General features: G+C 72.9%; 13 protein-coding genes. 8 read left to right on the top strand and 5 right to left on the bottom strand.

Going from position 1 to position 26,844, the window contains the following annotated elements:
* Positions 1 to 198 precede the first annotated feature (198 nt).
* Entirely contained in the window at positions 199 to 1,341 is a 1,143-nt protein-coding gene (locus ACFYX4_RS35665) for an FAD-dependent oxidoreductase (protein ID WP_389342614.1), read from the bottom strand.
* 259 nt (positions 1,342 to 1,600) lie between these two features.
* Between ACFYX4_RS35665 and ACFYX4_RS35670 the strand changes: the two genes are divergently transcribed.
* The 4 genes from ACFYX4_RS35670 (at position 1,601) to ACFYX4_RS35685 (ending at position 5,871) form a co-directional block, all read left to right on the top strand.
* Positions 1,601 to 2,692, top strand: coding sequence for a BTAD domain-containing putative transcriptional regulator (locus tag ACFYX4_RS35670; RefSeq protein ID WP_389342617.1), 1,092 nt, complete (start codon positions 1,601 to 1,603; stop codon positions 2,690 to 2,692).
* A 167-nt stretch (positions 2,693 to 2,859) separates the two neighbouring features.
* Positions 2,860 to 3,279 (top strand): type II toxin-antitoxin system RatA family toxin, encoded by a 420-nt coding sequence (locus ACFYX4_RS35675; RefSeq protein WP_389342620.1) that lies wholly within the window; start codon positions 2,860 to 2,862, stop codon positions 3,277 to 3,279.
* Between the two features lie 16 nt (positions 3,280 to 3,295).
* On the top strand, positions 3,296 to 4,549 hold the full coding sequence (locus ACFYX4_RS35680; RefSeq protein WP_389342623.1) for an aspartate aminotransferase family protein: 1,254 nt from the start codon (positions 3,296 to 3,298) through the stop codon (positions 4,547 to 4,549).
* Between the two features lie 122 nt (positions 4,550 to 4,671).
* A complete protein-coding gene (locus ACFYX4_RS35685) occupies positions 4,672 to 5,871 on the top strand; it encodes a thioester reductase domain-containing protein (protein ID WP_389342626.1) in 1,200 nt (399 codons plus the stop codon).
* 62 nt (positions 5,872 to 5,933) lie between these two features.
* Here ACFYX4_RS35685 and ACFYX4_RS35690 read toward each other — a convergent pair whose 3' ends face one another.
* From ACFYX4_RS35690 to ACFYX4_RS35705, 4 genes are all read right to left on the bottom strand, one after another.
* The gene (locus ACFYX4_RS35690; RefSeq protein WP_389342629.1) at positions 5,934 to 8,639 is read right to left on the bottom strand and encodes a LuxR C-terminal-related transcriptional regulator; all 2,706 of its coding nucleotides are present in this window, start codon (positions 8,637 to 8,639) and stop codon (positions 5,934 to 5,936) included.
* A 406-nt stretch (positions 8,640 to 9,045) separates the two neighbouring features.
* Positions 9,046 to 10,782, bottom strand: a complete 1,737-nt coding sequence (locus ACFYX4_RS35695; RefSeq protein ID WP_389342632.1) for an ABC transporter ATP-binding protein — start codon at positions 10,780 to 10,782, stop codon at positions 9,046 to 9,048.
* Entirely contained in the window at positions 10,782 to 12,686 is a 1,905-nt protein-coding gene (locus ACFYX4_RS35700; protein ID WP_389342635.1) for an ABC transporter ATP-binding protein, read from the bottom strand. Before ACFYX4_RS35700 ends, ACFYX4_RS35695 begins: the two co-directional genes overlap by 1 nt.
* A gap of 237 nt (positions 12,687 to 12,923) precedes the next feature.
* Positions 12,924 to 15,044 (bottom strand): MMPL family transporter, encoded by a 2,121-nt coding sequence (locus ACFYX4_RS35705; RefSeq protein WP_389342638.1) that lies wholly within the window; start codon positions 15,042 to 15,044, stop codon positions 12,924 to 12,926.
* A gap of 324 nt (positions 15,045 to 15,368) precedes the next feature.
* On the opposite strand from ACFYX4_RS35705, the gene ACFYX4_RS35710 reads away from it, so the two are divergent.
* The 4 genes from ACFYX4_RS35710 (at position 15,369) to ACFYX4_RS35725 (ending at position 26,688) form a co-directional block, all read left to right on the top strand.
* On the top strand, positions 15,369 to 15,980 hold the full coding sequence (locus tag ACFYX4_RS35710; protein ID WP_389342641.1) for a TetR/AcrR family transcriptional regulator: 612 nt from the start codon (positions 15,369 to 15,371) through the stop codon (positions 15,978 to 15,980).
* Between the two features lie 419 nt (positions 15,981 to 16,399).
* A complete protein-coding gene (locus ACFYX4_RS35715; protein WP_389342644.1) occupies positions 16,400 to 17,536 on the top strand; it encodes a BTAD domain-containing putative transcriptional regulator in 1,137 nt (378 codons plus the stop codon).
* A 559-nt stretch (positions 17,537 to 18,095) separates the two neighbouring features.
* Positions 18,096 to 18,362: an acyl carrier protein gene (locus tag ACFYX4_RS35720; RefSeq protein WP_389342647.1), complete on the top strand. Its 267-nt coding sequence runs from the start codon at positions 18,096 to 18,098 to the stop codon at positions 18,360 to 18,362.
* A gap of 1,555 nt (positions 18,363 to 19,917) precedes the next feature.
* Positions 19,918 to 26,688, top strand: coding sequence for an SDR family NAD(P)-dependent oxidoreductase (locus ACFYX4_RS35725; RefSeq protein ID WP_389342650.1), 6,771 nt, complete (start codon positions 19,918 to 19,920; stop codon positions 26,686 to 26,688).
* The last annotated feature ends 156 nt before the right edge of the window (positions 26,689 to 26,844 follow it).

The following is a 26,844-nucleotide window of genomic DNA, read 5'->3' on the forward strand; positions in this document are numbered from 1 at the left end:
CCGACTGCCAGGCTCCCCTCGGGCGGCTGCCAGACTCCCGTCGGCCGGAGCGAGGCCCGTCGGCCGGAGTGGGGCTCGTCGGCCGGAGTGGGGCCCTTCACCGGGGTGAGGCGACCCTCACCGGAGTGAAGCGACCTTCGTCGGAGTGAAGCGACCTTCGCCGGAGTGAGGCGACCCTCACCGGAGTGGCGCAGGCCCTCAGGTGAAGCGGTTCGGGGAGAGGAAGTCCAGCGGGGTCTTCGGCGGGACGCCTTGGACCAGGTCGGCCACCGTCTCGCCCACCGCCGGTGCCTGGGTGAGGTCGTCGGGGGCGGTGGGCGTGGCGACGATCAGGCGGGGGTCCCCGTCCGGGCGGCCGATGACGGGGCGGTCGTCCGGGGTGCGGGTCCGGACGCCTGCCGCGATCCGGGCGGGGGAAGGGGCCAGGCCGGGGATCTTGGCGGGGAGGAGGCGGGCCAGGTCTCGCCAGTCGTCCGGGGTCACCGAGCGGTCGTCCTCCTCGGGGTCCACCGGCTTGGCGGCGACGCCGCGGTCCTCCAGGCCGAGCCTGACGTCGTGTCCGCCTTCCCGGCCGCTGCCCCACAGCGTCCGGCCGTCGTCCAGTTCGCGCAGGAACGGCGGGAAGCAGTCCACCTCGAAGTCGCCGGACGGCTCCAGCGGCCGGAACCAGGTGACCGAGGTGCGCACGGTGTCCAGCGGCAGGCCGGGCAGCAGCGCGGGCAGCCCGGGGCCGGCGGCCAGGACGGCCTGGCGCACCCTCACCGGGCCGTGCGGCGTGTGCAGCTGGACACCGCCGGGCACCGGCTCGACGGACGTGACCCGGGTGTCGGCGGACACGCGCGCGCCCGCCGTGCGGGCGACGGCGATCGTGGTCCGTACGGCGTGATCCGCGCGGACCAGGCCCGCGCAGGGGTCCCAGACGCCCATGTGGTGGCCCGGCACGCCGGTGTGCCGCGGGTGCTGGAAGCGCAGGGCGGTGGCCGTGTACGTGCGGACCCGCAACCCGTGCGCGCGGGCCGCGCGCAGGGCGCCCCCGGCGACCCGCCCGTGCTCCGGGCCGATCAGCAGTCCGCCCGACGGCACGAACAGCTTCGTCCGCCCGGTGTCTTCCAGCTCCGTCCACAGCTCCCTGGAACGGTGGGCCGACGGGACCAGTCCCGGATGCTCCGGGCCCGCCACACGGAACGCCAGGGAGCCGCCGTGCGACGAGCCCGGCGCCTGTCCGGGCGGGCGGCGGTCGATGCCCAGGACGTCGACGCCCCGGACCGCCAGCCGCCACAGCGCCGCGGCTCCCCACGCCCCGAGCCCTACGACCGCGGTCTCGGCATCCCACTGGGGCATGTCCCTCAACTCCCCTCGTCGTCAAGCTGCCTGGCCCCAAGACGACCACGCGTGGTGATGCGCGGGCCTGAGTAACCGGCACTCAGCTTCCGGCCGTTCGCCGCCCCGAGGGCCGCCGCTGCGGCCGGGCGGTGTGACCGAGGCCACTCGTGATGGTGCGGGTTTGGAGTACCTGAGTACTCATGTGGCGGGGCGGCGGCCCGTGATCACCTCGATATGCCGCGCGGTTCGTGACCGCGACGACGTGTGGAGGTTTCTGATGCAGTTCCGGGTACTGGGCCCCCCTGGGATCCACGACGACGTCCGGCAGCGCGGCGTCCCGCTGACGAGTCCCAAGCAGCGGGTGCTGCTCGGCGCGTTGCTGACGCGCGCGGGGGCGCCGGTGCCGACCGACGAGCTGATCTTCGAGCTGTGGGGCAACAACGCGCCCGACAAGGCGGGCAACGCGTTGCAGGCGCACGTCTCCCGGCTGCGCCAGCAGTTGATCGAGGCGGAGCCGTCGCGTGCGAGCTGCCCGCGTCTGGTGGCGCGCGGCCAGGGGTATCTGCTTCAGGCCCGGCCCGAGGAACTCGACAGCGTGCAGTTCCGGCTCCAGGCCGCGCGTGCGCAGCGGCAGTTGGGGTCCGATCCGCGCACCGCGTCCGTGCTGCTGCGCAGGGCGCTGGGGCTGTGGCGCGGTCGGGCGCTGGAGGGGGCCGCGCACGGCCGGCTGTGCGCGGCGCCCGCGGCCCGGCTGGAGGAGGAGCGGCTGCTCGCCGTGGAGGATCTGTGCGAGGCCTCGCTGAGTCTGGGGCAGCATCGGCAAGTCGTCGATGACTTGCAGGAGTTGGTCGCCGCACATCCGTTTCGCAAGCGGTTTCGCGAGCAGCTCGTGCTCGCGTTGCAGCGCTGCGGGCGGGAGAGCGAGGCGCAGGCCGTGCAGGAGCCGGCGCGTCGTCGGCGCAGCGGAGAATCGAGCAACGGCAACGGCAACGGCAACGGCAACGGCAACGGCGGTGGCGCGGTGCTCGTGGGTGCGGCCGTCGGCCGGCCCGGCAACGTACGGCTGCTCAGCGAGGCGGCGCACGGCCGGACCGCCGGGTACCCGGTCCCGGGGCACCTCACAGCCGAGCACGCGCCCACCGGACACGCGCCCACCGGACACGCGCTCACTGAACACTCGCCCGCTGAACACGCCTCCGCCGACCCCGAGTCGGACGGGCGGAACGCCGTGCCCGGTCACGAGCTGCTGCGGCTGCGCCGGCGCGTCGACGAGCTGACCTCGCAGCAGGACGAACTGCGCTCCGAAGTGGCCCGGCTGATGGCCCTCATGGAGGAACGCTCCCTGAGCCAGAGCCGGGACTCGGCCTGACGGGACGGCACCCGGACCGGGCCGGGACACGCGCTCGCGTCAGGGTGTCAATTCCGTGTCAGGTACGGGTCTTCGACCGGTCCCGTGAACTGTTATCGACCTTAAACTGCGGTGCGCCGCAGGGCGGTTGTCCGTAATTTCCCGTGTTTTTCGAAAGGAAGATTCCCATGGCCGTACTGCACACCACGCGCAGAGGCGCCGGAACACCGGAACAGGTGTGGAAGGTGCTGCGGGACATCGAGGCGTTCCCCGATTTCATGGAGGGCGTCAACGAGGTGACGGTCACCGGGGAGGACGGGGACCGCCGCACCAGCAGCTGGATCGTCGAGCTCAAGGGCTCCGAGATGGAGTGGGACCAGGAGGACGTGCTCGACCCGGAGCGGCGGCGCTGGGAGTTCCGGCAGACCGAGGGCGACCTCGCCCACTACCAGGGTTACTGGCAGATCCACGAGGACGAGGCGGGCACGGCGCTCGAACTCAGCGTGGAATTCGACATCGGCCTGCCCATGGTGGAGGAGATGATCCACCCCGCGGTGGCGAAGGCTCTCGAGGGCTATCAGCAGGAAATCATCGACCAGAGCGTGTGAGAGGGGGCGACGGAACATGGAGAACATCAGAGAAATCACCAAGGACAGCGCCAAGGACACCTTCCGGCGCGTCAAGCGCCATTTCTCCCCCGCGCTCGCCCTCGCCGGCAAGTTCACCGGGCGTGGCGCCGTCGAGGCGTCCGCCGAGGGCAGCCGGGTGACCCTGTCCGACGGCCGGTCCATGCTGGACTTCGGCAGTTACGCGGTCGCCCTCCTCGGGCACCGCAACCCCGCGGTCGTGGCCGCGGTCCGGGCCCAGCTGGACGTGATGCCCGCGTCGACGAGGACCGTGCAGAGCCCGGTGCCGCCGCTCGCCGCGGAGCGCCTCACGGGGTACCTCGGCGGCGGCCTGGACCGGGTGTTCTTCGGCTGCGGCGGGGCGGACGCCGTCGAGGTGTCCGTCAAGCTCGCCCGTATGGCCACCGGCCGCACGACGGTCATCGCGGTCGAGGGCGCCTTCCACGGCAAGACCCTCGGCGCGCTCGCGCTGACCGACAACCCCCGCTTCAAGAAGGGCATCGAGCCGCTGCTCCAGGGCGTCGTGCACATCGCGCCGGACGATCCGGACGCGGTCGCGAAGGTCGTCCGGGAGCAGGAGGTCGCGGCCGTGATCTTCGAGCCGGTGCAGGCCGAGAACGGCGTGCGCCTCCTCGACGAGACGGTGCTCGCACGCTGGTGCGAGGACGCCCACGCGCACGGCGCGCTGGTCATCGCCGACGAGATCCAGGTGGGCCTGCGCCGCTGCGGCCCCCGCTCGGTCGCGCTGGCCGCCGGGCTGCCGGTGGACGGCGTCCTGCTCGGCAAGCCGCTGGGCGGCGGCGTCGTGCCGGTCTCGGCGGCCGTCTGCAACGACCGGCTCTACGCGCCGCTGCTGTCCGACCCGCTGCTGCACACCGCCACCTTCAGCGGCCACCCGCTGGGCACCGCGGTGATCCCGGCGGCGCTCGACGCCGTCGAGGGGCAGGCCGAGAACGGGGCGCGGATCGCCGCGGCGATGGAACGCGGCCTGGCCGACCTGCGCGGTCAGTACCCGGACGCGCTCGTCGAGGTGCGCGGACGCGGGCTGCTGTGGGGCATGGACTTCCGCTCGCCGGAGATGGCGGGCGACGTGCTGACCGGGCTCGCGCAGGCCGGTCTCGTCGTCTCGCCGTGCATCAGCCGGCCCACCACGATCCGTCTCCTGCCGCCGATCGTCGCCACCGACCAGGACGTCAAGGAAGCGCTCTCGCTGCTCGGCGAGGCCATAGCGAAGGCCGCCGCCGCGGCCTAGGGCGTGCTTTCGACAGTCCCGCCTGCCCGGCGGACCAGGCCGCGGACGCGGGGACCGGCACACACGCCCGCCCTCGCTCGCGGCACCCCGCTCACCCGCGTTGGAAGGAACGTACACACGTCATGACTTCGACGACGCTCAAAGGAGTCGCCGAGGAGTTCGCCGCCGACGCCGTGCTCGCCGACGACATCACCGGTTTCGAGGCACCGGAGCCGCACGAGGTGTCCGAGGTGCTGCTCACCGGCGCGACCGGCTTCCTCGGCGCATTCCTGCTGCGGGACCTGCTGGCGCACGGCCTCGTCGTGCACTGTCTGGTGCGCGGCCCGGACCCGGTCACGGGCCTGGCCCGGCTCCGCGAGAACCTGCGCGGGTACGAGCTGCTGGACGGCCTCGACCTGAGCCGGGTGCGGGTGCACAACGGCGACGTGGCCAAGCCCCGCCTCGGCATGACCGACGCCGCCTACGCCGAGCTGGCCGACCGGGTCGACGCCGTCTACCACTCCGCGGCCAAGGTCAACTTCCTCACCGTCTACAAGTGGCTGCGCCGGGCCGTCGTCGACGCGACCCACGAGATCCTGCGGTTCGCCGGCGCGGCCCGCGCCACGCTCCACCACGTCTCCACCACCGGGGTGTTCCTGCCGGCCGAGGACGGCGTCCCGCGCGGCGAGCTGGACCGGACCGGGCCGCCGGAGGACCTGGCGCTCGGCTACACCAAGAGCAAGTGGGTCGCCGAGCAGCTGGTGCTGGAAGCCCGGCGGCGGGGCGTGCCGGTGACGATCCACCGCCCCGGGCAGGTGTGGGGCGACTCGCGCACCGGGGCCTGCCAGCCGAACGACTTCGTGTGGCGGTTCATGAAGGGCTCCATCCAGGCCGGCTGCTACCCGCGCAGGTTCCGGCTCAGGATGAACATGGTCCCGATCGACTACGTCAGCCGGGCCATCGTCGCCCTGTCCCGGGATCCGCAGGCGCTCGGCGGGGTCTATCACCAGGTCAGCCCAGGCTCCCTGGACGCGGCGGACCTGCTGAGGCTGCTGCGCGGCGCGGGCTACGAGCTGACGGAGCTCAGCACGCTGCGGTGGATGAAGGCCGTGTCGGCGGACGTCAACAACTCGATGGTGCCGCTGATGCGGGTCCTCGTGGACACGGAGAAGACCGAGCTCGCGGAGTTCTCCGACGACATCACCCGGGAGCGCCTGAAGGGCACGGACGTGACCTGCCCCGCCATCGACGACCGGGTGTTCGCGGCATACGTGGACTACTTCGTGCGCCAGGGAGTGCTGCCCGGCCCCGGTCAGGCCGCGCCGCCGGTTCCGAAGCCGTGAGGCGTCAAGGATGAGGGCGGTGCCCCGCGAGGCTCCCTCGCGGGGCACCGCCCTCAGACGCGTCAGGCGACCCGCTCCGCCCCGGCGGCGGACATCAGCGGGAGCGACGCCGTCAGCGCGGCGCCCTCCGTGCGCGCGATCACCGTCTCCAGGCCGCGTTCGAGATCGCTGCGCGCGGTGATGCCGAGCTTGTGGTAGATGCGGTGCAGATGGTTCTCGACCGTGCGCACCGAGACCACCAGCCGGTCGGCGATGACCCGGTTGGACAGGCCGATCGCGGCGAGCGCGGCGACCTCCCGCTCACGCGGCGTGAGCGGCGCGACGTCCCGCTCCTGCGTGCTGTCCCGGTCCAGCCACGGCGGCAGCCCCGCGTCGCAGCCGCGCAGCAGGTCACGGCAGGCCGCCCATGCCTCGCGGCCCTTGCGGCGCTGGCCCGATGCCCGGTGGGCGCGGACCGCCTGGGCGGCGGCCTCGGCGGCCAGCGGCAGCGCGCCCATGTCGCGGAACTGCGCCGACACCTTCGTCAGCGCGTTGCCGTCGGCGTCGGCGAGCGCCCGGACATGGTCGGCGACGACGCGCACGATGCCGCCGGTGGTGCGGGCCGACAGCAGCAGGGCCTGGTCGCGGAACCGCAGCGCCGCGCCGTCGGTGAGCCGGGCCGCGAGGTGCAGCGCGAACACCGCCCGGACCGTGCGGCCCGCGCCGCCGGCCCGCTCGGCCACCTCCAGGGCCTGGGCGACGGCCCCGGAGTGATCGCCTGTGTGCGCGAGGACGAGCGCGCTCTCGTACTCGATCTCGTCCTCCGCGATGGGGGAGGAGAGGACCTCGCTGCGCACCGAGCGGACCTCGACCAGGGTGCGCAGGGCCTCCGCGTGGCGGCCCGACTCGGCGAGCGCGCCCGCCAGTTGGGCCAGCGGCCAGGCCCTGGTCGCGGGGAACTCGTGGGTGGTCTCCACGGCGATGGACTGGCGCAGCAGGACGACCGCGCGCTCGGGCTGGCCCAGCAGCCGCAGCAGCCGGGCGCGGTCGAGGACGCTCTGCATCGGCATGGGCCGGCGGTCGGCGGCGTCGCGGTGGATGGCGTCGAGCGCCTCGGCGGCGCCCCTGAGGTTGCCGAGGAGGTAGGAGCAGCGCGCGGAGACGGCGTTGGCGAGGAGCATGGCGTCGGTGTCCCAGTCGAGGGAGACCTCCCGGTAGCGGTCCAGCACCTCCAACGCGCCCGCCGGGTCGCCGAGTTCGGTCCGCGCGAACGTCACCGTCGGCAACAGCGTCTGGGTGACCGGCAGTTCAGCGGACTCGTCGCACAGCACCGAGTCCCCGATGGCCACCGCGTCGAGCAGCCGGTCCGACAGGACGGCGATCATGGCCCGGGTGGCGTGCAGCATCCCGGCCCGTTCGGCGCCGACCGCGGTGACGGCGTGGGCCAGCACGGCGCCGGCGTCGGCGACGCGCTGGAGGCTCCAGGCCATGTTGATCACGCGGGCGTGGGTGGCGACGACGTACTCGTCGAGCGGCACCTCGACGCCCGACTCCAGGGCCGTGGCCAGGACCGTCTCGGCGTCGTCGTGGTCGCCCTTGCCGACGAGGACCTGGCCGAGCAGCAGGGCCGCCCGGACGCAGTCCACCGCGTTGACCGGGTCGCGTGCGACGCGCGTCAACACGCGGCGCAGCCCCAGCCCGTAGCGGGCCGAATGGGGGACCGGGTCGTACAGGGAGGTCTCCACGTCGGAGGGGGAGTCCCGCAGGGCGAGCAGGCACAGACGTTCGGCGAGCGGGTGGTCCTTGCGCCGGATCGCGGTGCGGGCCGCGGTGAGCAGCTGCTCGCGGCCGGGGACGAGCCCGGCCTCCATGCGCAGCGAGACGATGCGCAGGACGTCGTCCTCGCGGCGGGCGCCGGTGCGCTCCAGGGCGTCGGCGACCTGACGGCGCAGCCGCTGCGCGGTGAGGTCGGACATCCGGGAGGCCACCACGACCCGGCTGAGGGGGACGGCGAGGCGCAACCGGACCCGGGCGCGGGTGCGTTCGACGCTGATGATGCCGCGCAGGTCGAGCGACTCGGCGGCCTTGGCGAGGCCGAAGGAGGCGACGATCTCGGCCTCCAGCGGCTCTGCGACGGCGAGCATGTGGACCAGCTCGTGCTCGTCGTGGCTGAGGTCGCGCAGTCCGACGCGGATGACGTCCGAGAGCCGCTTGCCCGGCCGCTCGGTCAGACCGCGCCATCGCCAGGTGCCGTTGACGCAGGTCAGGGACTCGTCCTCCAAGGCGTGCTCGACGAGTTCACGCAACATCAGGGCGTTGCCGTGGGTCGCGGCCCACAGCCGTTCCAATGTCGAGGTGTCGATATGGCCGCCGAGCCGGGCGTGCAGCACGGTGCCGAGCGCCGTGCTGTCGAAGCTCGCCACCTCGATGTGCTCGACCAGCCCCTCGACCCAGAGTTTGTCGATTCCGGCCGGCGCGGAGGCGTCCTGCCGGACCGTGGCCAGGACGCTGATGCGTCCGGCGGCCACCAGCCGGTGCAGCCGGTCCCCCGCGACGTCGTCCACCAGGTGCGCGTCGTCGACGCCCACGAGCGGGCGGTCGGCCGCGCCGCCCCCCGGTTTGGACGGGTCGAGGGACTCCAGGCACTCGGCGAGCGAACCGAACCCGCGCGCACTGGTACCGCTGACCCAGCTCGCTCCGCCGACCGAGAGGACCATCCTGCCCTCGTCGGCCGCGTGCTGGAGCGCGGCGGAGAACAAGCGGCTCTTGCCGACGCCCGTGGGGCCCACGAGCAAGGCGCCGCCGCGGCCGACGGCTGTTCTGATGTCGTGCAGTTCGTTTTCGCGCGCGGTTATTGGCCAGTGAAATGAACTCTCCGTTGACATCCGTTTCAAACCCCCGCTCGAATATGTCAACACGTGCTGATCAATGTCCGAAACCCGTCGGGCGGCAAGGTCACTCCAGTTTCGGTCAAGAATGAGTGTAAGACGACTTGACGGCAGTGAATCTGGAATGCACGGGACGAGTGGCTGAACTATTGAAGTGCCTGGTGGTGCGGCCATTCGGAACCGGTCTTCGCGCCTCGGGCGGCAACTTCGACCGGCAATTCATCGCTATCGGTCGAGCTGCCGCCCGGCGGTGGCCGAACCATTTCGTTGAATGGCGAAATCACTGCTTACCCGAGAGGGCGGCCCGTCAGGCGTCCTGCCGGACGAGACGCCATCCCTCGGCCTTGTTCCGCTCCGCCCAGAACGACGCGTAGCGGCCGCCGGCGGCCACGAGAGCCGCGTGCGAGCCGCTCTCGACGATCCGGCCCTCGTCGAGGAAGAGGATCTGGTGGGCCGCCGCCACGGTCTGGAGGCGGTGGGCGATGACGAGCAGCGTGCGCCCCGCGGTCAGGGCGCTCAGCGCGTCCTGCACCGCCTGCTCGTTCTCCGGGTCGAGCGAGGCGGTGGCCTCGTCGAGCAGCACGATCGGCGCGTCCTTGAGGATGGCGCGGGCGATCGAGACCCGCTGGCGCTCACCGCCCGAGAGCAGCGCGCCGCCCTCCCCGACCTTTGTGTCCCAGCCGTCGGGCAGCCGGTGCACGATCTCCTCGACCCGGGCGAGCCGCGCGGCCTCGCGCACCTCGGCGTCGCTCGCCGAGGGGCGCCCGACGCGGATGTTGTCCAGGACGGTGCCCTCGAAGAGGTACACGTCCTGGAACACCACCGAGATACGGGACATCAGCACCTCCGGCTCGACGTCCCGCACGTCCACCCCGCCCACGCGCACCACGCCCGAGTCCACGTCCCAGAACCGCGGGATCAGCTTGCCGATCGTGGTCTTGCCGGACCCGGACGGGCCGACGAGCGCGGTCATCGTGCCCTCGGCCAGGGTCAGGCTCACGTCGTGCAGCACCGGCTTGCCGTCGTAACCGAAGCCGACGCCGTGGAACTCGACGTCGTTGCCCTCGGGCACGCGCGGGTCGTCGGCCTGCGGCAGCACGGGCTGCGCCAGCAGGTCGGCGACCCGGTCGAGCGCGGAGCGGGCCGTGCGCAGGGTCGAGCCGAGCACGGCGGTCTCGGCGATCGGCTCGGTGAAGCGCACCGCGAGCACCAGGATCGCCAGCAGCTTGGCCACGCCCAGGTCGCCGTCGAGCGCCAGATAGGTGCCGGTGACCAGGATGACGGTGAACGCCGCCTGGATCACCAGCGCGAAGCCGATCAGCCCCGGAACCCCGGTGACCAGAGACCGGCGGGACGCCTCGGTCTGGGTGCGCAGCGCCTCGTCGAGCCGGGTGCCGGAGTGCGCGCCGCCGCGGCCGAACACCCGCAGCACCGGCTGGAGCTGGGCGAACTCGACCACCCGGCCGCCGGTCTCGGCGTGCGCGGCGGTGCGGACCTCGTCGGCGGCGCGGGTCAGCCGGGTGCTCCACCGGTAGACCGCGACGATCACCGGCACGGTCAGCGTGGCCGCGAGCGCGAGGCGCCAGTCGAAGACGTACATCAGCGCGACCACCGTCAGGGGCGTCACATAGCTGGTCACCAGGGGGCGCAGCAGATGCGCCGGTACGCCCATGATGTCCATGACGCTCTTGGTGGCGAGCTGCCCGAGCTGCCCCACCCGCTCCGGGGCGAACCAGCCGAGCGGCAGCGAGGACACCTGGTCGCCGATGCGGTGGTGCAGGCTCCGGGAGAGCGCCGCGCCCGCGTCGAACCCGGTGCGCATGCTGTCGAAGTACGCCACGCAGTACAGCAGCGACACCCCGAGCATCGCCCAGATCCAGGGCCAGACCTCGTCCGGGTCGTCGCCGAGGAGCGCTTCGAGGACCGGGACGAGCAGGGCGAAGGCGACGCCCTGGAGCACCGCGCCCACGACCAGGCCGGTGACCATCCTGCGCAGCGGACGCGCGTGCTCGGGGCCCACCACGTCGATGAGTTGACGGATCATCAGCTCTTGCCTCCTGTCGCGGTGCTCGCGACGCTCGCGGTGCCGGTGGGGGAGACGGCCGTGGGGTCGGGTGTGAGGTCGGGTGTGAGGTCGGGTGTGGCGGTGACGCCGGTCGCGGTCGTGGTCGTGATGGCCGGCCGGGGCGCGGCGGCCGGGGCCGGGCCGTGCGGCTGCCAGCGGGCCGTGCGCTCGTGGGCGCGCCACATCCGGGCGTACCTGCCGCCCGCCGCGACCAACTCCTCGTGCCGGCCCCGCTCGACGATCCGGCCGTCCTCCAGCACCGCGATCTGGTCGGCGCCGACGATGCTGGACAGCCGGTGTGCGATGACCAGCACGATCTTGCCCCGGGTCAGCTCGGACAGGGCGTCCTGCACGGCGGCCTCGGAGTGCGGGTCGGCGTAGGCGGCGGCCTCGTCGAGGACGATGATCGGGGTGTCCGCGAGCAGCGCGCGGGCGATCGAGACGCGCTGCGCCTGACCGCCGGACAGCCGGGCGTCCTGCCCGATCACCGAGTCGTAACCGCGCGGCAGCGCCTCGATCACGTCGTCCACGCAGGCCGCGCGGGCCGCGGCGCGCACCTCGTCGAGCGATGCGTCGGGCCGCGCCGTGCGGATGTTGTTCGCCACGGTGTCCTGGAGAAGCCGCACGTCCTGGAAGACGAACGCGACCCGGCGGTACAGGTCTTCGAGCGGCATCTCCCTGATGTCGACGCCGCCGATGCGCACCGCGCCGTCGGTCACGTCCCCGAACCGGGGCAGCAGCGTGGCCAGGGTGCTCTTGCCCGAGCCGGACGGGCCGACCAGCGCGGTGACGGTGCCCGGCGCCAGCTCCAGGTCGACGCCGGCGACCGCGTCCTGCTTGCCGTCGTAGCTGAAGCGCACGCGCTCGTAGCTCACGTGGTTGTCGACCGGGACGCGCGGATCGGCCGGCACCGGGAGTTCCTCGGTGCCGAGGATCCCGGTGACCCGCTCGGCCGCGCCCTTGGCGATGCGCAGGTCGTAGCTCGCGTAGAACAGCGAGAGGATCGGCGCGGTCAGACCGACGCCGAGCAGTGCGAAGGGCAGCAGGTCGACGGCGTCGAGCCAGCCTCGGGTGACGAACAACGCGCCGCCGACGAGCGTGGCCACGAGCCCCGCGACCGGCGACAGCACCATCTCCGCGGCGGCCTTGGAGCGGTGCGTCGACTTCACCCAGGACCGGAAGAACGAGGAGAAGTCGTCGGCCGCCTCGGCGAACTCGCGGTGCGCCCGCCGGGTCTGGCCGAAGGTCTTGACCACGGCGATGCCCTGCACGAACTCGACGGCGCTGCCGTTGATGCGGCCCATCGCCCGGTCGTACTCGGGCAGGTGCTTGGACATCCCGGCCATGGTGGCGCTGTACAGCGACAGGCCGACGAGCAGCGGCGCGACGGTCACCAGCGTCATCCGCCAGTCCACCCAGAAGAGGTAGGCGAGCGAGGTCGCCGGGACGACGGTCGCCGCGGTCATGTCGAGCAGGGAGTGCGCGATCAGGTGGTGCATCGCCTCGACGTCGTCCTGGACGGCCTTCTTCACCTGGCCGGAGTTGCGGGACGAGAACCAGCCCAGCGGCACCCGGCCGAGCCGGTCCACCAGGTCGCGCCGGACGTGCAGTTGGAGCTCGTTGTCGGCGAAGTGGGAGACGGCGCCCGACGCCAGCAGGAAGATCAGCCGGACCAGCAGTGCGCCCGCGCCGATCGCGGTGACGGTCCAGGCGTCGCTGTCGCGGTCGGGTCCGTCGTCGAGCAGTATCCGGCCGAGCTCGGCGATGGCGATGAAGGGCACGACGCCGGCGGCGGCCGAGACGGCCTGCGCCGCGATCGCCCACCGCAGCCTTCCCTTGATCGGGCGGAGAATCGCGCCAAGTGCGGCCTTTTCCGCGGCCATCGGGTCCTCCATGTCCTTGGCTTGGACAGCTGTTAGACGGTGTCTAACAGTTGTGACGACTGTAGCGGAAGCCCGACACGGCGCGTCAAGCGCCGGCGGGCGGGGCGAGGGGGAATCCGGAAGGCGAGGGGCGGTCCGGAAGTGGGAGCGGGGCCGAAGTGGGAGCGGGGCCGAAGTGGGAGCGGGGCCGAAGTGCCGCGGGGGATACGGCGCTTCGGCCCCCGATGGGGGAAGAGGTCAGCCGGCGACGGTGACGCGCTCGGGCGCCTCCGGCACCGCGTCGGTCTCCTTGATGCCGTACCGGGTGTAGAACCGGGCCAGCGGACCCGGGGCCCACCAGCCGGCCCTGCCCATCAGCTTCATGACGGCCGGGACCAGCAGGATGCGGACCACGGCCACGTCCAGCAGGATCGCGAACACCATGCCGACGCCGAACAGCTTCATGGTCAGCACCCCGCTGGTCGCCATCGCCGCGAGCGGCACGATCATCAGCAGCGCGGCGCTCGCGATCAGCCGTCCGATGCTCTGGAGGCCGGTGGCGACGGCGGCCGTGGGGTCGCCCAGGGTGTCGTACTGCTCGCGGATCCTGGACACCAGGAACACCTCGTAGTCCATGGAGAGACCGAAGATCAGCGCGAACAGCATGATCGGCATGTTGGGCTCGATGTTGCCCGTCGGGTCGAAGCGCAGCAGACCCGTCAGATGGCCGTCCTGGAAGATCCACACCAGTACGCCGAAGGTCGCCGACAGCGACAGCAGGTTCATCGCGATCGCCTTCAGCGGCAGCAGCACCGAGCCGAACGACAGGAACAGCAGCAGGTACGTAGCCACCGCGATGTAGAGCAGCATCCACGGCAGGACCCGGCCGAGCGCGTCCAGCGTGTCGTCGAACACCGCCGTCTCACCGCCGAAGTACGCCTTCGCGCCCGGCGGCGGGGCCACGTCCTTGAGGCGGTTCACCAGGTCCCGGGCCTCCGGGGAGACCGCGGTGCCCTCGAACGTCACCGACACCCGGGCCGTCGTGCCGGTGGCCCCGGTGATCTGCGCGCCCTTCGCGCCCTCGACCGCGCCCAGCCGGTCGGCGTACGCCTGCACGGCCGCGCCCTCCTGCGGGGAGGTGGCGTCGCCCTTGAGCGTCAGCAGCGCGTCGATCGACTTGGCGGCGTCGCCGTCGAAGTCGCGCTCCAGCGAGTTGTGCACCTTGCGCCCTTCGGCGCTGTTCGGCAGCTGGCGCGCGTCGTTGGCGCCGAACTCGATGCGCAGGGACGGCAGCGCGAGCGCCACCAGGACGACCAGCGTGCCGAGTCCCACCAGGACCGGACGGCGCATCAGACCGTGCGCCAGCCGGTACCAGGCGCCCTGGCCGTTCGCCGAGGCGGCCGGTGCGGCGCTCTTCTTGCGGCGCAGCGACAGGGCGTTGACCTTCGGGCCCAGGACCGCGAGGGCGGCGGGCAGCGCGATCAGCGAGAAGAACACCGACAGCACGACCGCGGCCATGCCGCCGTACGCCATCGACTTCAGGAAGCCGAACGGGAAGAACGTCATGCCGGCCAGCGCCACGGCGACCGTGATGCCGGAGATGACGACGGTGCGCCCGGCGGTGGCCACCGTGCGCGCGAGGGCGTCCTCGCCGGTGAGGCCGCGCGCCAGTTCCTCGCGGTAGCGGCTCACGATCAGCAGGCCGTAGTCGATGGCCACCGCGAGACCGAGCACCGTCACCAGGCTCATGGCGAACACCGAGACATCGGTGACCTGCGCGATCACCCGCAGGACGGCCATGGAGCCGATGATGGACAGACCGCCGACGACCAGCGGCAGACTGGCCGCGGCCAGACCGCCGAAGACGACCACCAGCAGGATGAACAGCACCGGGAACGACAGGCCCTCGGCCATCCCGAGGTCCTTGCCGATCTCGTCGCCGGCCTGGTGCCCGGTGGGGACGGGCCCGCCGCGCAGGGTCGTCAGGCCCGGCACGTCGAGCTTGTCCTTGATCGCCTTGTACGACTCCTCCTTGCCGTTGTCGTCGCTGCCCTCGAGGTTCATCACCACGTAGGTCGCGTGCCGGTCCCGGCTCACCTGCTGCGGCATCTCGGTCATCCAGAAATGCGCGTAGCCGGTGACCTCGGACTTCGGCAGCGCCTCGACGCTCTCGACGACCGCGGTGCGGAACGACGGGTCGTCGACCGTGCGGTCGTCGTCCCGGTAGACGATCACCGCGTCCGGCGCCCGCTGCGGGAAGGCCTGTTCGGCCAGCCGCGCCGCCGTACGGCTCTCCGAGCCCGGATCCTCGAATCCGCCCGGTTTCATGTCGCCGAAGACGCCCACGCCGTAGGCGCCGGCCAGGACGGCGAACAGCAACGTCAGAGCTAACAGAGGCTTCCGCCTCCGGTGGATGAAACGCCCCAACCCCTCAAACATGGGTCTCCCTAGATCGTTCACGAGCGTGCCGCTGACGGCGGCCCGGATCTGGCGCCGCGGCAAACGTAACACCGTTTTTATCGCCCCCTCCAGCCCTATTGGACACTGTCTAATCGGTTGATCTTCGAAGTACCGGGTGTGACCTGCGAAGATGGGTCGAAAAAATTCGCTGACATGGGGTTCAGCGGTGTCAGGCGGATGCTGACAGCAGCCTGACGCGACCTGACCGGTTGATTGAAAACAGTGTTGCGATAACGTTGAGGAATGATGGCCAGGCCAAAGACACATGACGAAGCCCTCCGTCAGCGCCTGCTCCACCGCGCGGCCGCCACGGTCTTCGACCGCGGCCCGACGGCGTTGAGCCTGCGGCAGCTCGCGGCGGACGTGAAGACCTCGACCACCGCGGTCTACTCGCTGTTCGGCAACAAGGCGGGGCTGCTCGACAGCCTGCTCCAGGAGGCGGCCCGCCTCTTCGTGGCCCGCCTCGGCGCCGTGCAGCCGACCCCCGATCCGGCCGGCGACGTCATCCGGCTCGGTCTCGCCTACCGCGAGTACGCCGTCGCCAACCCGCATCTGTACGCGATCCTCTTCTCCGCCCGCACGGGCAGCTTCGAGGCCACGGACGAGCGCCAGGGCGAGGTGCTGGAGACCTACCGGCCGCTCGTCGACGCGGTGCGCCGGGGGCAGGACGCCGGGCAGTTCACGACGGAGTTCGACGCCGAGGCCGTCGCGCTGGCGTGCTGGGCGACGGCGCACGGGCTCGTCTCCCTCGAACTCGCGGGACACGAGCCGCCCGGGGTCAGGACCGCCGACTGCTACGAGCGCACGCTCCGGTCGGTGGTGCTGGGGTGGGCGGCGGATCGGGTGGCGGTGTGAGGGGTGGTCGGTAGGGCGGTGGGTCGGGGCGCTCGGTGTGCATAGACCGGGGCGCTCAGTGCGCGTGGGCGGGGGGCGCTCGGTGTGCGGGGGCCGCGCGTCGGTGTGAGCGCGTGTTCCGGTGTGCTTCCTCGTCCGTATTTCAGTCCTCTGTCGGTGAGGTCTGAGGATCCTTGTGTGAATCCTGAGGCATTGCGCGTGGCCGGATGTTGCCCCTGTTCACGGAAGTGCGTTTTTTCGCCGCCGTGACTTTCTCGCGTCCGAGTTCCAACTCCTCGCACTTGCCGTGCAATCCCCATACTTGAGCGGTCGTCGCCGTATAACCTCCGAACAGGGGGTTGACGGATGTGCGTCGCTTCCGGGTCGTTATGCCGGCCGCCGCGGCCGGCAGAAAACGATTGCTGGCGAAAGGCGGGGGGATGGCTGAGGGCAGCTGGGGAGGCGTTCTGCGCAGCGCTCGGATCCGGGCGCGCCTGACCCAGGACGAGGTGGCTCGGCGGGCCGGGATCAGCGTCAGGACCGTGCGTCATATCGAGCGCGGCCACGTCACTCCGCGGGCCGCCACGCTGGAGCGCATGTCCGAGGTCTTCGGCTACGACGTCACCGACGGCGGCCGCGGGCCGGGAAGCTCCCGACTCCCCTGTGAGGTACGGGTGTTGGGGCCGATGTCGGTGCGGTGCGCGGGGCTGCCGGTGGACATGCCGCTGAAGCAGCGCATGCTGCTCGGGCTGCTGGCGGTCCAGCCCGACCAGGTCGTCGGCATCGAGGAGATCACCGACGCGCTGTGGGGCGACGGGGCCCAGCCGGACTCCCGGCACCTCGTGTACACGTATGTCGCCCGACTGCGCCGGCTCATCACGCCGGGCGACGACCGGCAGGGGGTGGACGGGCGCCGGATCCGTACCGTGCACGGCGGGTATGTGCTGAGCAGCCGTGGCATGGGGCTCGATCTGTGCCGGTTCGAGGAGCGGGCGGCGCGGGCGGCGGTCATGGCGGGCGTGGATCCGATGGCCGCGCTCGACCTGTACGCGCAGGCGTTGGACGGCTGGCAGGGGCGGCTCCTCCAGGACCTGCCCCAGCTGCGTCAGCATCCCGCGGTGGTGCAGGTGGCGCAGCGGCACATCGACGTGGCGATCGACTTCGCGGACCTGGCGCTGAGCCTCGGCCGGCCGGCCCGCGCGCTGGAGCAGCTCACCGTCGCCGCGTCGGAGGAACCGCTGCACGAGGCGTTGCAGGCGCGGATCATCCTGGTCCTCGCCGGCATCGGCCGCCGGGCGACCGCGCTGCGTCTCTTCGACGACCTGCGGCTGCGGCTGGGCAGGGAACTCGGCGTCGAGCCGGGGGACGAGCTGCGGGAGGCGCGGCGGGCGATCCTGCGGGAGAGCGGCGCGGGGCGGCGTACGCAGCCGCTGGAGCGGGAGCCGCCGGCCGCTGCCTCGCTCGCGTCGGTGCAGGGGGCTGACGAGCCGGTGGGCGCGGGCGTGGGGTCGTTCGGGGTCGTCCGTGGGCTGCGGTCGGCCCTTTGGCCGTGTCCGTCGGCTGTCGTTGGCCGTTGATCTTCATATCGCGTTCATGCCGTCTTGTGGACGGCTGTATTCGCCTGCCCGCACGGCCTGTTGATCGCGCGGGTCCCCCTTCGGGTGTTCGGGTGTTCGGGTGTTCTCTTGTTTGCGCGTCGCGCGTGCTCTGTTCAGGCGTTCGTCGCGGAATTCGCCATGCGGCGGCGCGGAATTCGTCGTGCGGGGGTTGGTGGCACATGTGTGCCGCGGGTCGGCGGGGCCGGTCGGCTGACACGGGCGCTGACAGGCTTGCGTGAGGCTGACGCGCGGATCGGGCCTTCTCGGGGCGGTCGTCGTCGCCGCAGCTCAGGGGTGGGGGCACCGAGCGATTTTGGCCGTCCGGCGGTGTCCTGGAGGCTCTGTTCCCTTGTGCGGGCGGGGAGTTCGGTTGCTCGTGGTGAGGCGTCGGCCTACGTTCACAGCCTGCCGGCACGGCCCGCGTCGGGGCCCGTTGCGGCCCTTGCTCGTGAATCCCATGTCGGCGCCGAGAGGCGGACCGCGGGTTCTTCCCGGCGTCCCGGCAGGCGTGCGACAAGCCGTTCGGAGAGGATCTTAAATGGTTAGGATTACGGCCGACGAAGCCCAGAAATGGCTGATCGAGGAGATCGCCAAACGTCTGGGCGTCGACCCGTCCGAGGTTCCGCCGGACCAGTATTTCGACGAACTCGACCTCGACAGCACCGCCGCGCTGATCATCGCCGGCGAGATGGAGAGCTGGCTGGGCTTCGAGCTCGGCACCACGGCCCTCTGGTACCACCCCACGATCGAAGCCCTGTCGACCCACATCGCCGAGGAATGCGAACGACGCGCGACGGTGGGGTAGCCCGCGACCTCAGCCCCCGGGCGCCTCGGCCCTGCCCGGGCCCGAGCGGCGGCCTCCGGCCCGGTTGGGGGCGGGGCGCGGCTGGTGCCGGGTGCGTTGTCCCTGCCGGGGGCGGTGCTCGTGCCGGGTGCGGTGCCTGTGCTGGGGGTGTGTGCCCCTGCCGGGTGCGTGTGCTCGTGGCGGGTGCTTGGCCTGGGGGCGCGTCTCCGGTTCGCCGGGAGTGTGCCTTCGGCGGGAGCACATCCCGGCGTTGGAGTCACGTCCCCCGTCGGGGTGTGACTCGCCGGCGGGTGTGGTTCCGGTTCGCCGGGGCTCCTGCCGGGAGCGTGACTCGGCACCCGGGGTGCGGCGCTCATCGGGGCGCGCGCCCGGTGGGAGCCCCCTCCGGTTCCGGGGGCGTGACTCCGGGCAGCGCCCGGAGGGGATTCAGTCCCCCGTTGGCTGTGTCACTCCGGCGGCAGCTCGTCCCCGCTGGGTGCGTGACCCGTCGGGAGGGCCCGCCCCGACGGGGCACCTTCTGGCGGGAGGCCTCCGCGCCGCCCGGGAGGTGCCCGCCGCCGGGAGTGTGACCCCCCGTAGGGACGCCCGTCGGGGAGGTGGCCCTTGGCGGGGACTTGAGCCCCGGTGGGGGTGGCCCCTGCCGGGGACCTGACCCCCGTCGGGGTCGCGTCCCCTGCCGGGAGCGTGCCCCCATCGGGGACGTGGTCCCTGCCGGGGTCGTGACCCCTGTCGGGGACCTGACCCCCGGCGGGAGCTTGACTCCCGGCGGGAGCCTGCCCCCCAGCGGGGACCTGACCCCCGTCGGGGTCCCTGCCCCCGTCGGGGACGCTTCCCCTGCCGGGAGCGTGCCCCCGACAGGGGTCGTGGTCCCTGCCGGGGTCGTGACCCCTGTCGGGGAGTGGCCCCTGCCGGGGACCTGACCCCCGGCGGGAGCCTGACCCCCGTCGGGAGCCTGCCCCCCAGCGGGGACCTGACCCCCGTCGGGGTCCCTGCCCCCGTCGGGGTCGCGTCCCCTGCCGGGAGCGTGCCCCCATCGGGGACGTGGTCCCTGCCGGGGTCGTGACCCCTGTCGGGGAGTGGCCCCTGCCGGGGACCTGACCCCCGGCGGAAGCCTGACCCCCGTCGGGGACCTGACCCCCGGCGGGAGCCTGACCCCCGGCGGGAACCTGACCCCCGGCGGGAGCCTGATCCCCGGCGGGAGCCTGATCCCCGGCGGGAGCCTGATCCCCGGCGGGAGCTTGACCCCCAGCGGGGACCTGGTCCCCGGCGGGGACGTACCCCCTGCCGGGAGCGTGCCCCCATCGGGGTTGCGGCCCCTGTCGGGGACGTGACCCCGGCGGGGGCGTGACCCCGGCGGGGGCGTGACCCCGGCGGGGGCGTGACCGCCGTCGGGGGCGTGGCCCCTGGCGGGAGCGTGACCCACGGCGGTGCGGCTGGTGCCGTCGTCGGCGCAGGCCCGTTCGGGGCTTGTGTTCGGCTTTTGGGCCCGTGGTTGTGGGCTCCGTATTGCGACCTCATCGAAGTCCCTGTTCGCCCAGATCCAGAGAGACTTGCCGTGAACCCTTCGCAGGAATCCGACCTCGACCGTCGGCTCGCCCGGGACCCCATCGCCATCGTCGGCCTCTCCGCGCTCTACCCCAAGTCCAGCAATCTGCGGGAGTTCTGGGCGAACGTCGTCTCGGCCGCCGACTGCATCGACGACGTGCCCGCCGATCACTGGGACGTCGCCGAGCACTACGACCCCGACCCCGCCGTCCCGGACAAGACGTACTCCACCCGTGGCGGCTTCATCCCCGACGTCCCCTTCAACCCCCTGGAGTTCGGCCTCCCGCCGAACACCCTGGAGGTCACCGACGTCCTCCAGCTGCTCAGCCTGGTCGTCGCCCGGGACCTGCTGAAGGACGCCGGCGCCGAGCAGCCCTGGTACGACAAGTCCCGCACCGGCGTCGTCCTCGGCATCACCGGCGCCAACCAGCTCACCCAGCCGCTGACGGCCCGCTTGCAGAGCGGCGTGCTGAAGGAGGTCGTCCGCAGCTGCGGGCTGAGCGACCGCGACGCCGAGGAGATCGTCGCCAAGTTCCGCCTGGCGTACGCCCCTTGGGAGGAGAACTCCTTCCCCGGCATGCTCGGCAACGTGGTCGCCGGCCGTATCGCCAACCGGTTCGACCTCGGCGGCATCAACATGACGATCGACGCCGCCTGCGCCAGCTCGCTCGGCGCCGTGCGCACCGCCGTCAGCGAACTGCTGGAGCGCCGCGCCGACACCATGCTGGTCGGCGGCTGCGACGCCGAGAACACCATCTTCATGTACCTGTGCTTCAGCAAGACGCCCGCCCTGTCCAAGTCCGGCCGCATCCGCCCCTTCGACAAGGACGCCGACGGCACCCTCATCGGCGAGGGCATCGGCATGCTCGCCCTGCGCCGCCTCTCCGACGCCGAACGCGACGGCAACCGCATCTACGCGGTCCTGCGCGGCATCGGCACCTCCAGCGACGGCCGCTTCAAGTCCATCTACGCCCCCCGCAAGGAGGGCCAGATGGTCGCCCTGCGCCGCGCGTACGAGGACGCCGACTGCTCGCCCGCGAGCATCGAGCTCTTCGAGGCGCACGGCACCGGCACCGCCGTCGGCGACGCCACCGAGCTCAGCGCCCTGTCCGCGGTGCTCTCCGAGACCGCCGACACCGCCCGCTACGCGGCCGTCGGCAGCGTCAAGTCGCAGATCGGGCACACCAAGGCCGCGGCCGGCGCGGCCGGCATGATCAAACTGGCGCTCGCGCTGCACGACAAGGTGCTGCCGCCCACCATCAACGTCGACGAGCCCAACCCCGCCGTCGACTTCGTCACGGGCCCGTTCTACGTCAACACCGAGGCCCGCCCCTGGATCCGCACCCCGCAGCGCCCCGAACGCCGGGCCGCCATCTCCTCGTTCGGCTTCGGCGGCACCAACTTCCACATGGTGCTGGAGGAGCACGGCGACGGCGACGACGTCCGTGTGACCCATCCCGTGGCCGCGGTGCACCTCTGGCACGCGCCCGACCCGGCCGCGCTCACCGAGGCCCTCGCCTCCGGCGCGCCCGCGACCGGCGGCCCGGCCCCCGACGGCGACGCACGGATCGCGTTCGTCGCCCGCACCGACGCCGAGCTGACCGCCCTGCGCGAACTCGCCGTCCGCGAGCTGCGCGCCCGCCCCGACGCCGAGGCCTGGTCGCACCCCAAGGGCGTCCACTTCCGCCGCCGCGCCGCTCAACTCGGCAAAATCGCCGCGCTGTTCGCCGGTCAGGGCAGCCAGTACGTCGGCCTCGGCCGGACCGCCGTCATGGCGCTGCCGCCGCTGCGGGCCGCCTTCGACGCCGCGAACCTGCACTTCGAGGGCGTCGAGCCGCTGTCCCGGGTCGCGTTCCCGCCGCCCGTGTTCAGCGACGCCGAGCGGGCCGGGCAGGAGACTGCGCTGCGAGCCACCGCCTACGCCCAGCCCGCCATCGGCGCGCTCTCGGCGGGGCAGTTCCGCTATCTGACCGAACTCGGCTTCACCGCCGAGGGGTTCCTCGGCCACAGCTTCGGCGAGCTCACCGCCCTCTGGGCCGCCGGCGCGCTCGACGACGACGCCTTTTACGCGCTGGCCCGCGCCCGCGGCCGGGCGATGGCCCCGCCGAGTGACGCCGGGTTCGACGCCGGCGCGATGGCCGCCGTCTTCGCCCCCGAGGAGCGCGTGAACCAACTCCTCGTCGAGGGCGAGGACTTGGCGGTCTGCAACCGCAACGCCCCCGACCAGGTGGTGATCGGCGGCGCCACCGAGGCGATCGACCGCCTGGTCGCGCGGGCCAAGGAGGCCGGGCTGCGGGCGAGCCGGCTGCCCGTGTCGGCCGCGTTCCACACCCCGTACGTCGGCCACGCCGTGGAGGCGTTCCGCGCCGATGTCGAACGGGTCGAGGTGAGGCGGCCCGACGGCGTCGTCTTCGCCAACACCCGGGGTGCGGCCTACGGCGACGACGTCGCCGCCAACCGCGCCGTCCTCGCCGAACAGCTCATCCACCCGGTGGACTTCGCCACGCGCGTCGAGGAGATGTACGCCGCCGGGTACCGGGTGTTCGTCGAGTTCGGGCCCAAGTCGGTGCTCACCCAGCTCGTGGGCCGTGTTCTCGGCGACCGCGAGCACACCGTCCTCGCCCTGGACGCCGGGCCCGGCAAGGACGCGGACGCCGCCCTGAAGCAGGGCGTCGCCCAGCTCGCCGTCCTCGGCCTGCCGCTCGCCACCGCGGACCGCTACGTCGCCGCGCCGGTCGTGGCCGAGCCGTCCAAGGGCATGTCGATCCTCCTCAACGGCATCAACTACGTCTCGCCCGAACGACGCGCCGCCTACCGCGACGCGATCGAGAACGGCTACCGGATCGCGGTGCCGACGACGCCGACAGCGCCGACAGCGCCGAGGACACCGGCACCGATACCGACGCCGACAGCGCCGGCAGTGCCGGTGACGGCTGCCGGGCAGGCGTCGGGCGCTACGGCTACCGCCTCCGGCGCGCCCGTGACCAACTCCGGTCCGTCCGTGACCGGTTCCGGTTCGGTTCCGGTCGTGCGTCCGGTGTCGCCCGCTCCCGTCGCCCCGGCCCCACTCGCCCCGGCGGCCTCGGCCGCCCTCGCCGGATCCGCGCCGGGCGCGGTCGGCACGGCCGTCGCACCGACGCCGGCCGCGACGGCTTCCGCTCCCGCTCCCGCTCCTTACGCCTCACCCTCATCCGCCCCCGTTCCCATCGCCATGGAGACAGCCCACGTGGACAGTGACCGCCTGGCCGGTCTGGTGGCCGACCACCTCGCCCTGCACGACGACTATCTGAACAGCCAGCTCCAGAGCGCCGAGCGCCTCACCGGTCTGCTGGAGCGCGCCGCCGAGCAGGGCCGAGTCGGCCAGGTGCTCCCCGGCGTCAACGCCGTGAAGGAACACGGCCTGGACATCGGACGCAGCCACCTGCGGGCCAACGAGATCCTGCGCGACCTGGCCGCCCTGGAGCTGGGCGCGGCTGCCCCGGCGACCACGCGCCCGTCCGCTCCCGCGACGGCGCCGGCCGCACTCCAGCCGACCCCGCAGCAGCCAGCCCTCCCGGCCTCGGCCCCGGCCCCGGTCGTCACCGCACCGGCGCCCCTCGTCCCGGCCGCCCTCGCCCCCGCACCCGCACCGGCCCTCGCTCCCGCCGTGGCGACCGCCCCGGCCGTCGTCGCCTCCGCGGTGAGCGTCGCCGACCCGCTGCCCACCGCCGAGCCCACCGGCCCGGACGCGGCAGGCGTGGAAGCGGCCCTCCTGGAGGTCGTGGGCGAGAAGACCGGCTACCCCGCCGACATGCTGGATCTGGACCTGGACATCGAGGCGGATCTGGGGATCGACTCGATCAAGCGGGTCGAGATCATGGGCGTGATGCAGGAGCGGTTCGGTGGTGGAGTGGGCGCGGGGCCTGAGCAGTTGGCCGAGCTGCGGACCCTTCGCCACATCGTCGAGTTCATGGCGGGTGGCGTCGGCGATGCCGGTGCTGTCGCCCCGCAGGTCGCTTCCGCCCCGACGGCTGATGCTGCCGGTGTGGAGGCTGCTCTGCTGGCCGTCGTGGGCGAGAAGACCGGCTACCCGGCCGACATGTTGGATCTGGATCTGGACATCGAGGCGGATCTGGGGATCGACTCGATCAAGCGGGTCGAGATCATGGGGGTGATGCAGGAGCGGTTCGGTGGTGGTGTGGGTGCGGGGCCTGAGCAGTTGGCCGAGCTGCGGACGCTGCGTCACATCGTCGAGTTCATGACCGGCGGCTCCAGCGACCCCGGCAACGACAGCAACTCCGGGCACTCCAACGCCTCCAGTGGCACCGACACCCCCGCCCCCCACACAACTCCCGCCCCGGCCAAAGGAATAGGCCGCGCCCAAGCCGCCCTCGTCGAACTGCCCACGCCGGACCTGCTGGTCGGCGCGTACCCGCAGGGGTCCGGTGCGCTCGTCGTGGACGACGGGTCGGAGCTGGCGCCGGCGGTGGCCGCCGCGCTCGTCGAGTCGGGGCGGCACGTGCACGTGCTGCGGCTGCCCGGCGTGCCCCAGCGGATCGCCGGGGTCAAGGACCACGCCCTGTCCGGCTGGGGTGTGACGGAGCTGGCCGAGCGGGTCGAGTCCGTCCTCGCCGACCGGATCGGCCTGGTCGTCGACCTGTCCGCCGCGCACCTCGACGACTGGGCGGAGGGCACGCGACGCCTGGCGCACACGCTGCTCGTGGCCAAGCACGCCGTGGAGCCGCTGACCGCAGCCGCCGAGGCCGGCCGTGCCGCCTTCGTCACCGTCACCCGGCTCGACGGGGCCTTCGGCCTCGGCGGAGTGAGCGAGTCGCTCGCCCCGGCCGCCGGTGTGACCGGCCTGGTCAAGACGCTGGCCGTGGAAGCCCCCCGGCTGTTCTGCCGGTCGGTCGACCTGGCCCCCGCGCTCACCCCGGAGGCCGGCGCGGCCCTCGTCCTGGCCGAGCTGAACGACGTCGTCACCGACATCACGCAGGTCGGCCACGACGGCGCCCGCCGCGTCGGACTCGGCCTCGCCGAGAAGCCGTCGACCGTGACGGAGGCCGACGTCCCGGCCCTCACCGCCGACGACCTGCTCGTCGTCACCGGCGGCGGTCGCGGCATCACCGCCGCTTGCGTCACCGAACTCGCCCGGCAGCACCGTACGGGCCTGCTCCTCCTCGGCCGCACCCCGCTCGCGGAGGAGCCGGCCTGGGCTCAGGGGGTCGAGGACGCCGTCCTCAAGGCCGCCGCCGCCGCGGAGCTGAAGGCGGCCGGCGAGAAGCCCACCCCGAAGCGGGTCGAGCAGCTCTACGGCGCCGTCGTCGGCGCCCGCGAGATCCACGCCACCCTGGCGGCCGTCCGCGCCGCCGGCGGCACGGCGGAGTACCTCGCCGTCGACATCACCGACCCGGCCGCCACGGCCGCCGCGCTCGCCCCCTACAAGGCGCGCGTCACGGGGCTCGTGCACGGCGCGGGCGTCCTCGCCGACCAGCTCGTCGCCAACAAGAAGGCCTCCGAGATCGAGCGGGTGTTCGCGCCCAAGCTGGCCGGGCTGCGCTCGGTGGCCGCGGCGCTCGACGCGGAGAACCTGCGGCACGTCGTGCTGTTCTCGTCGGTCGCCGGGTTCTTCGGCAACCGCGGACAGTCCGACTACGCGATGGCCAACGAGGTCCTCAACGCCTGGGCCTCCTCCTTCAAGCAGCGCCACCCCGCCGCCCGCGTCACCTCCCTCAACTGGGGGGCCTGGGACAGCGGTATGGTCTCGCCGCAGATCAAGGCCGTGTTCCAGGAGCGCGGCATCACCCTGATCCCGGTGGACACCGGAGCCCGGCTGTTCACCGAGCAGTTCAGCGCGGAGCGCGCCGCCGACGTGGTGACCGTGCTCGGCCCGACGACCCCGCTCTCGGAGCCCGAGCGGCCCGCCGCGACCGGCGTCGTCACCGTCGAGCGGGCGATCGGCGACCTGCCGGGCCACCCGATCGTGGCCGACCACGTGATCGGCGAGACCCCGGTGCTCCCGGCCGCCGTCGCGCTCGGCTGGGCGATCGGCGCGGTCGAGCGGACGGGCGCGGTCGAGCGGACCGGCGCCGCCGAGGTGCTGCGGGTCCGCGACTTCTCGGTCCACAAGGGCGTCGTCTTCGACGGCGCGCAGCCCGAGCGTCTCACCCTCGCGATGACCCCGGCGGGCGACACCGTCGAGGTCGCCGTCCGGTCCACCGACGCCAAGGGGGTCGTACGACCGCACTACGCGGCCGTCGTCGTGCCGGGTGACACGCCCGCCGGGGCCGCCGACGCCACCGTCACCGGGCTGCCGGCGCTCGGCTCCGGCCGCGACGCGGCGGGCCTCTACACCGACGGCACCCTCTTCCACGGCCCGGCCCTGCGCGGGGTGCGCAGGGTGCTCGCCGAGACGGAGAACCGTCTGGTCCTGGAGTGCGCCCTGCCCGAACTCAGCCCGGAGGGCGGCGCGTTCGCCGGCGCCCGGTACGCGCCCGGCACCGCCGACCTGCTCCTCCAGGCGGGCCTGGTCTGGGTGCGGCTGTTCCGCGGCACGGCCGGACTGCCCCTGTCGGTGGCCCGCGTCGACCTGCACCGCGCGCTGCCCGACGGCGAGCCGTTCCTCGTCGTCGTCGAACCGGCCGCACCGGCCGGGTCCGCCGAGCAGGGCGGCACGACCGCCTCGCTGACGGTCACCGCCGGCGCCCCCGACGGGACCGTGCTGGCCAGGTTCGACGGCGTGCGCGTCGTCTCGGCCCCGCAACTGGCGGCCAAGTTCGTCAGCGGGTCCATCAGCGGCTGACTCCGCTCCGTGTCCGACGCAAGCGATCGGGCCGGGCCCGGCCGGCGGCCCCCCCGGGGCCCCGCCCGCCCCCCCCCCCCCCCCACCGCCCCCCCCCCCCCGCCGAACCACAAACCCCCAGGTTGGGGGGGCAGGCGGGGTACCCGGGCCGGGGCA

Source organism: Streptomyces sp. NPDC002328, from assembly GCF_042890065.1.
Taxonomy (GTDB): Bacteria; Actinomycetota; Actinomycetes; order Streptomycetales; family Streptomycetaceae; genus Streptomyces.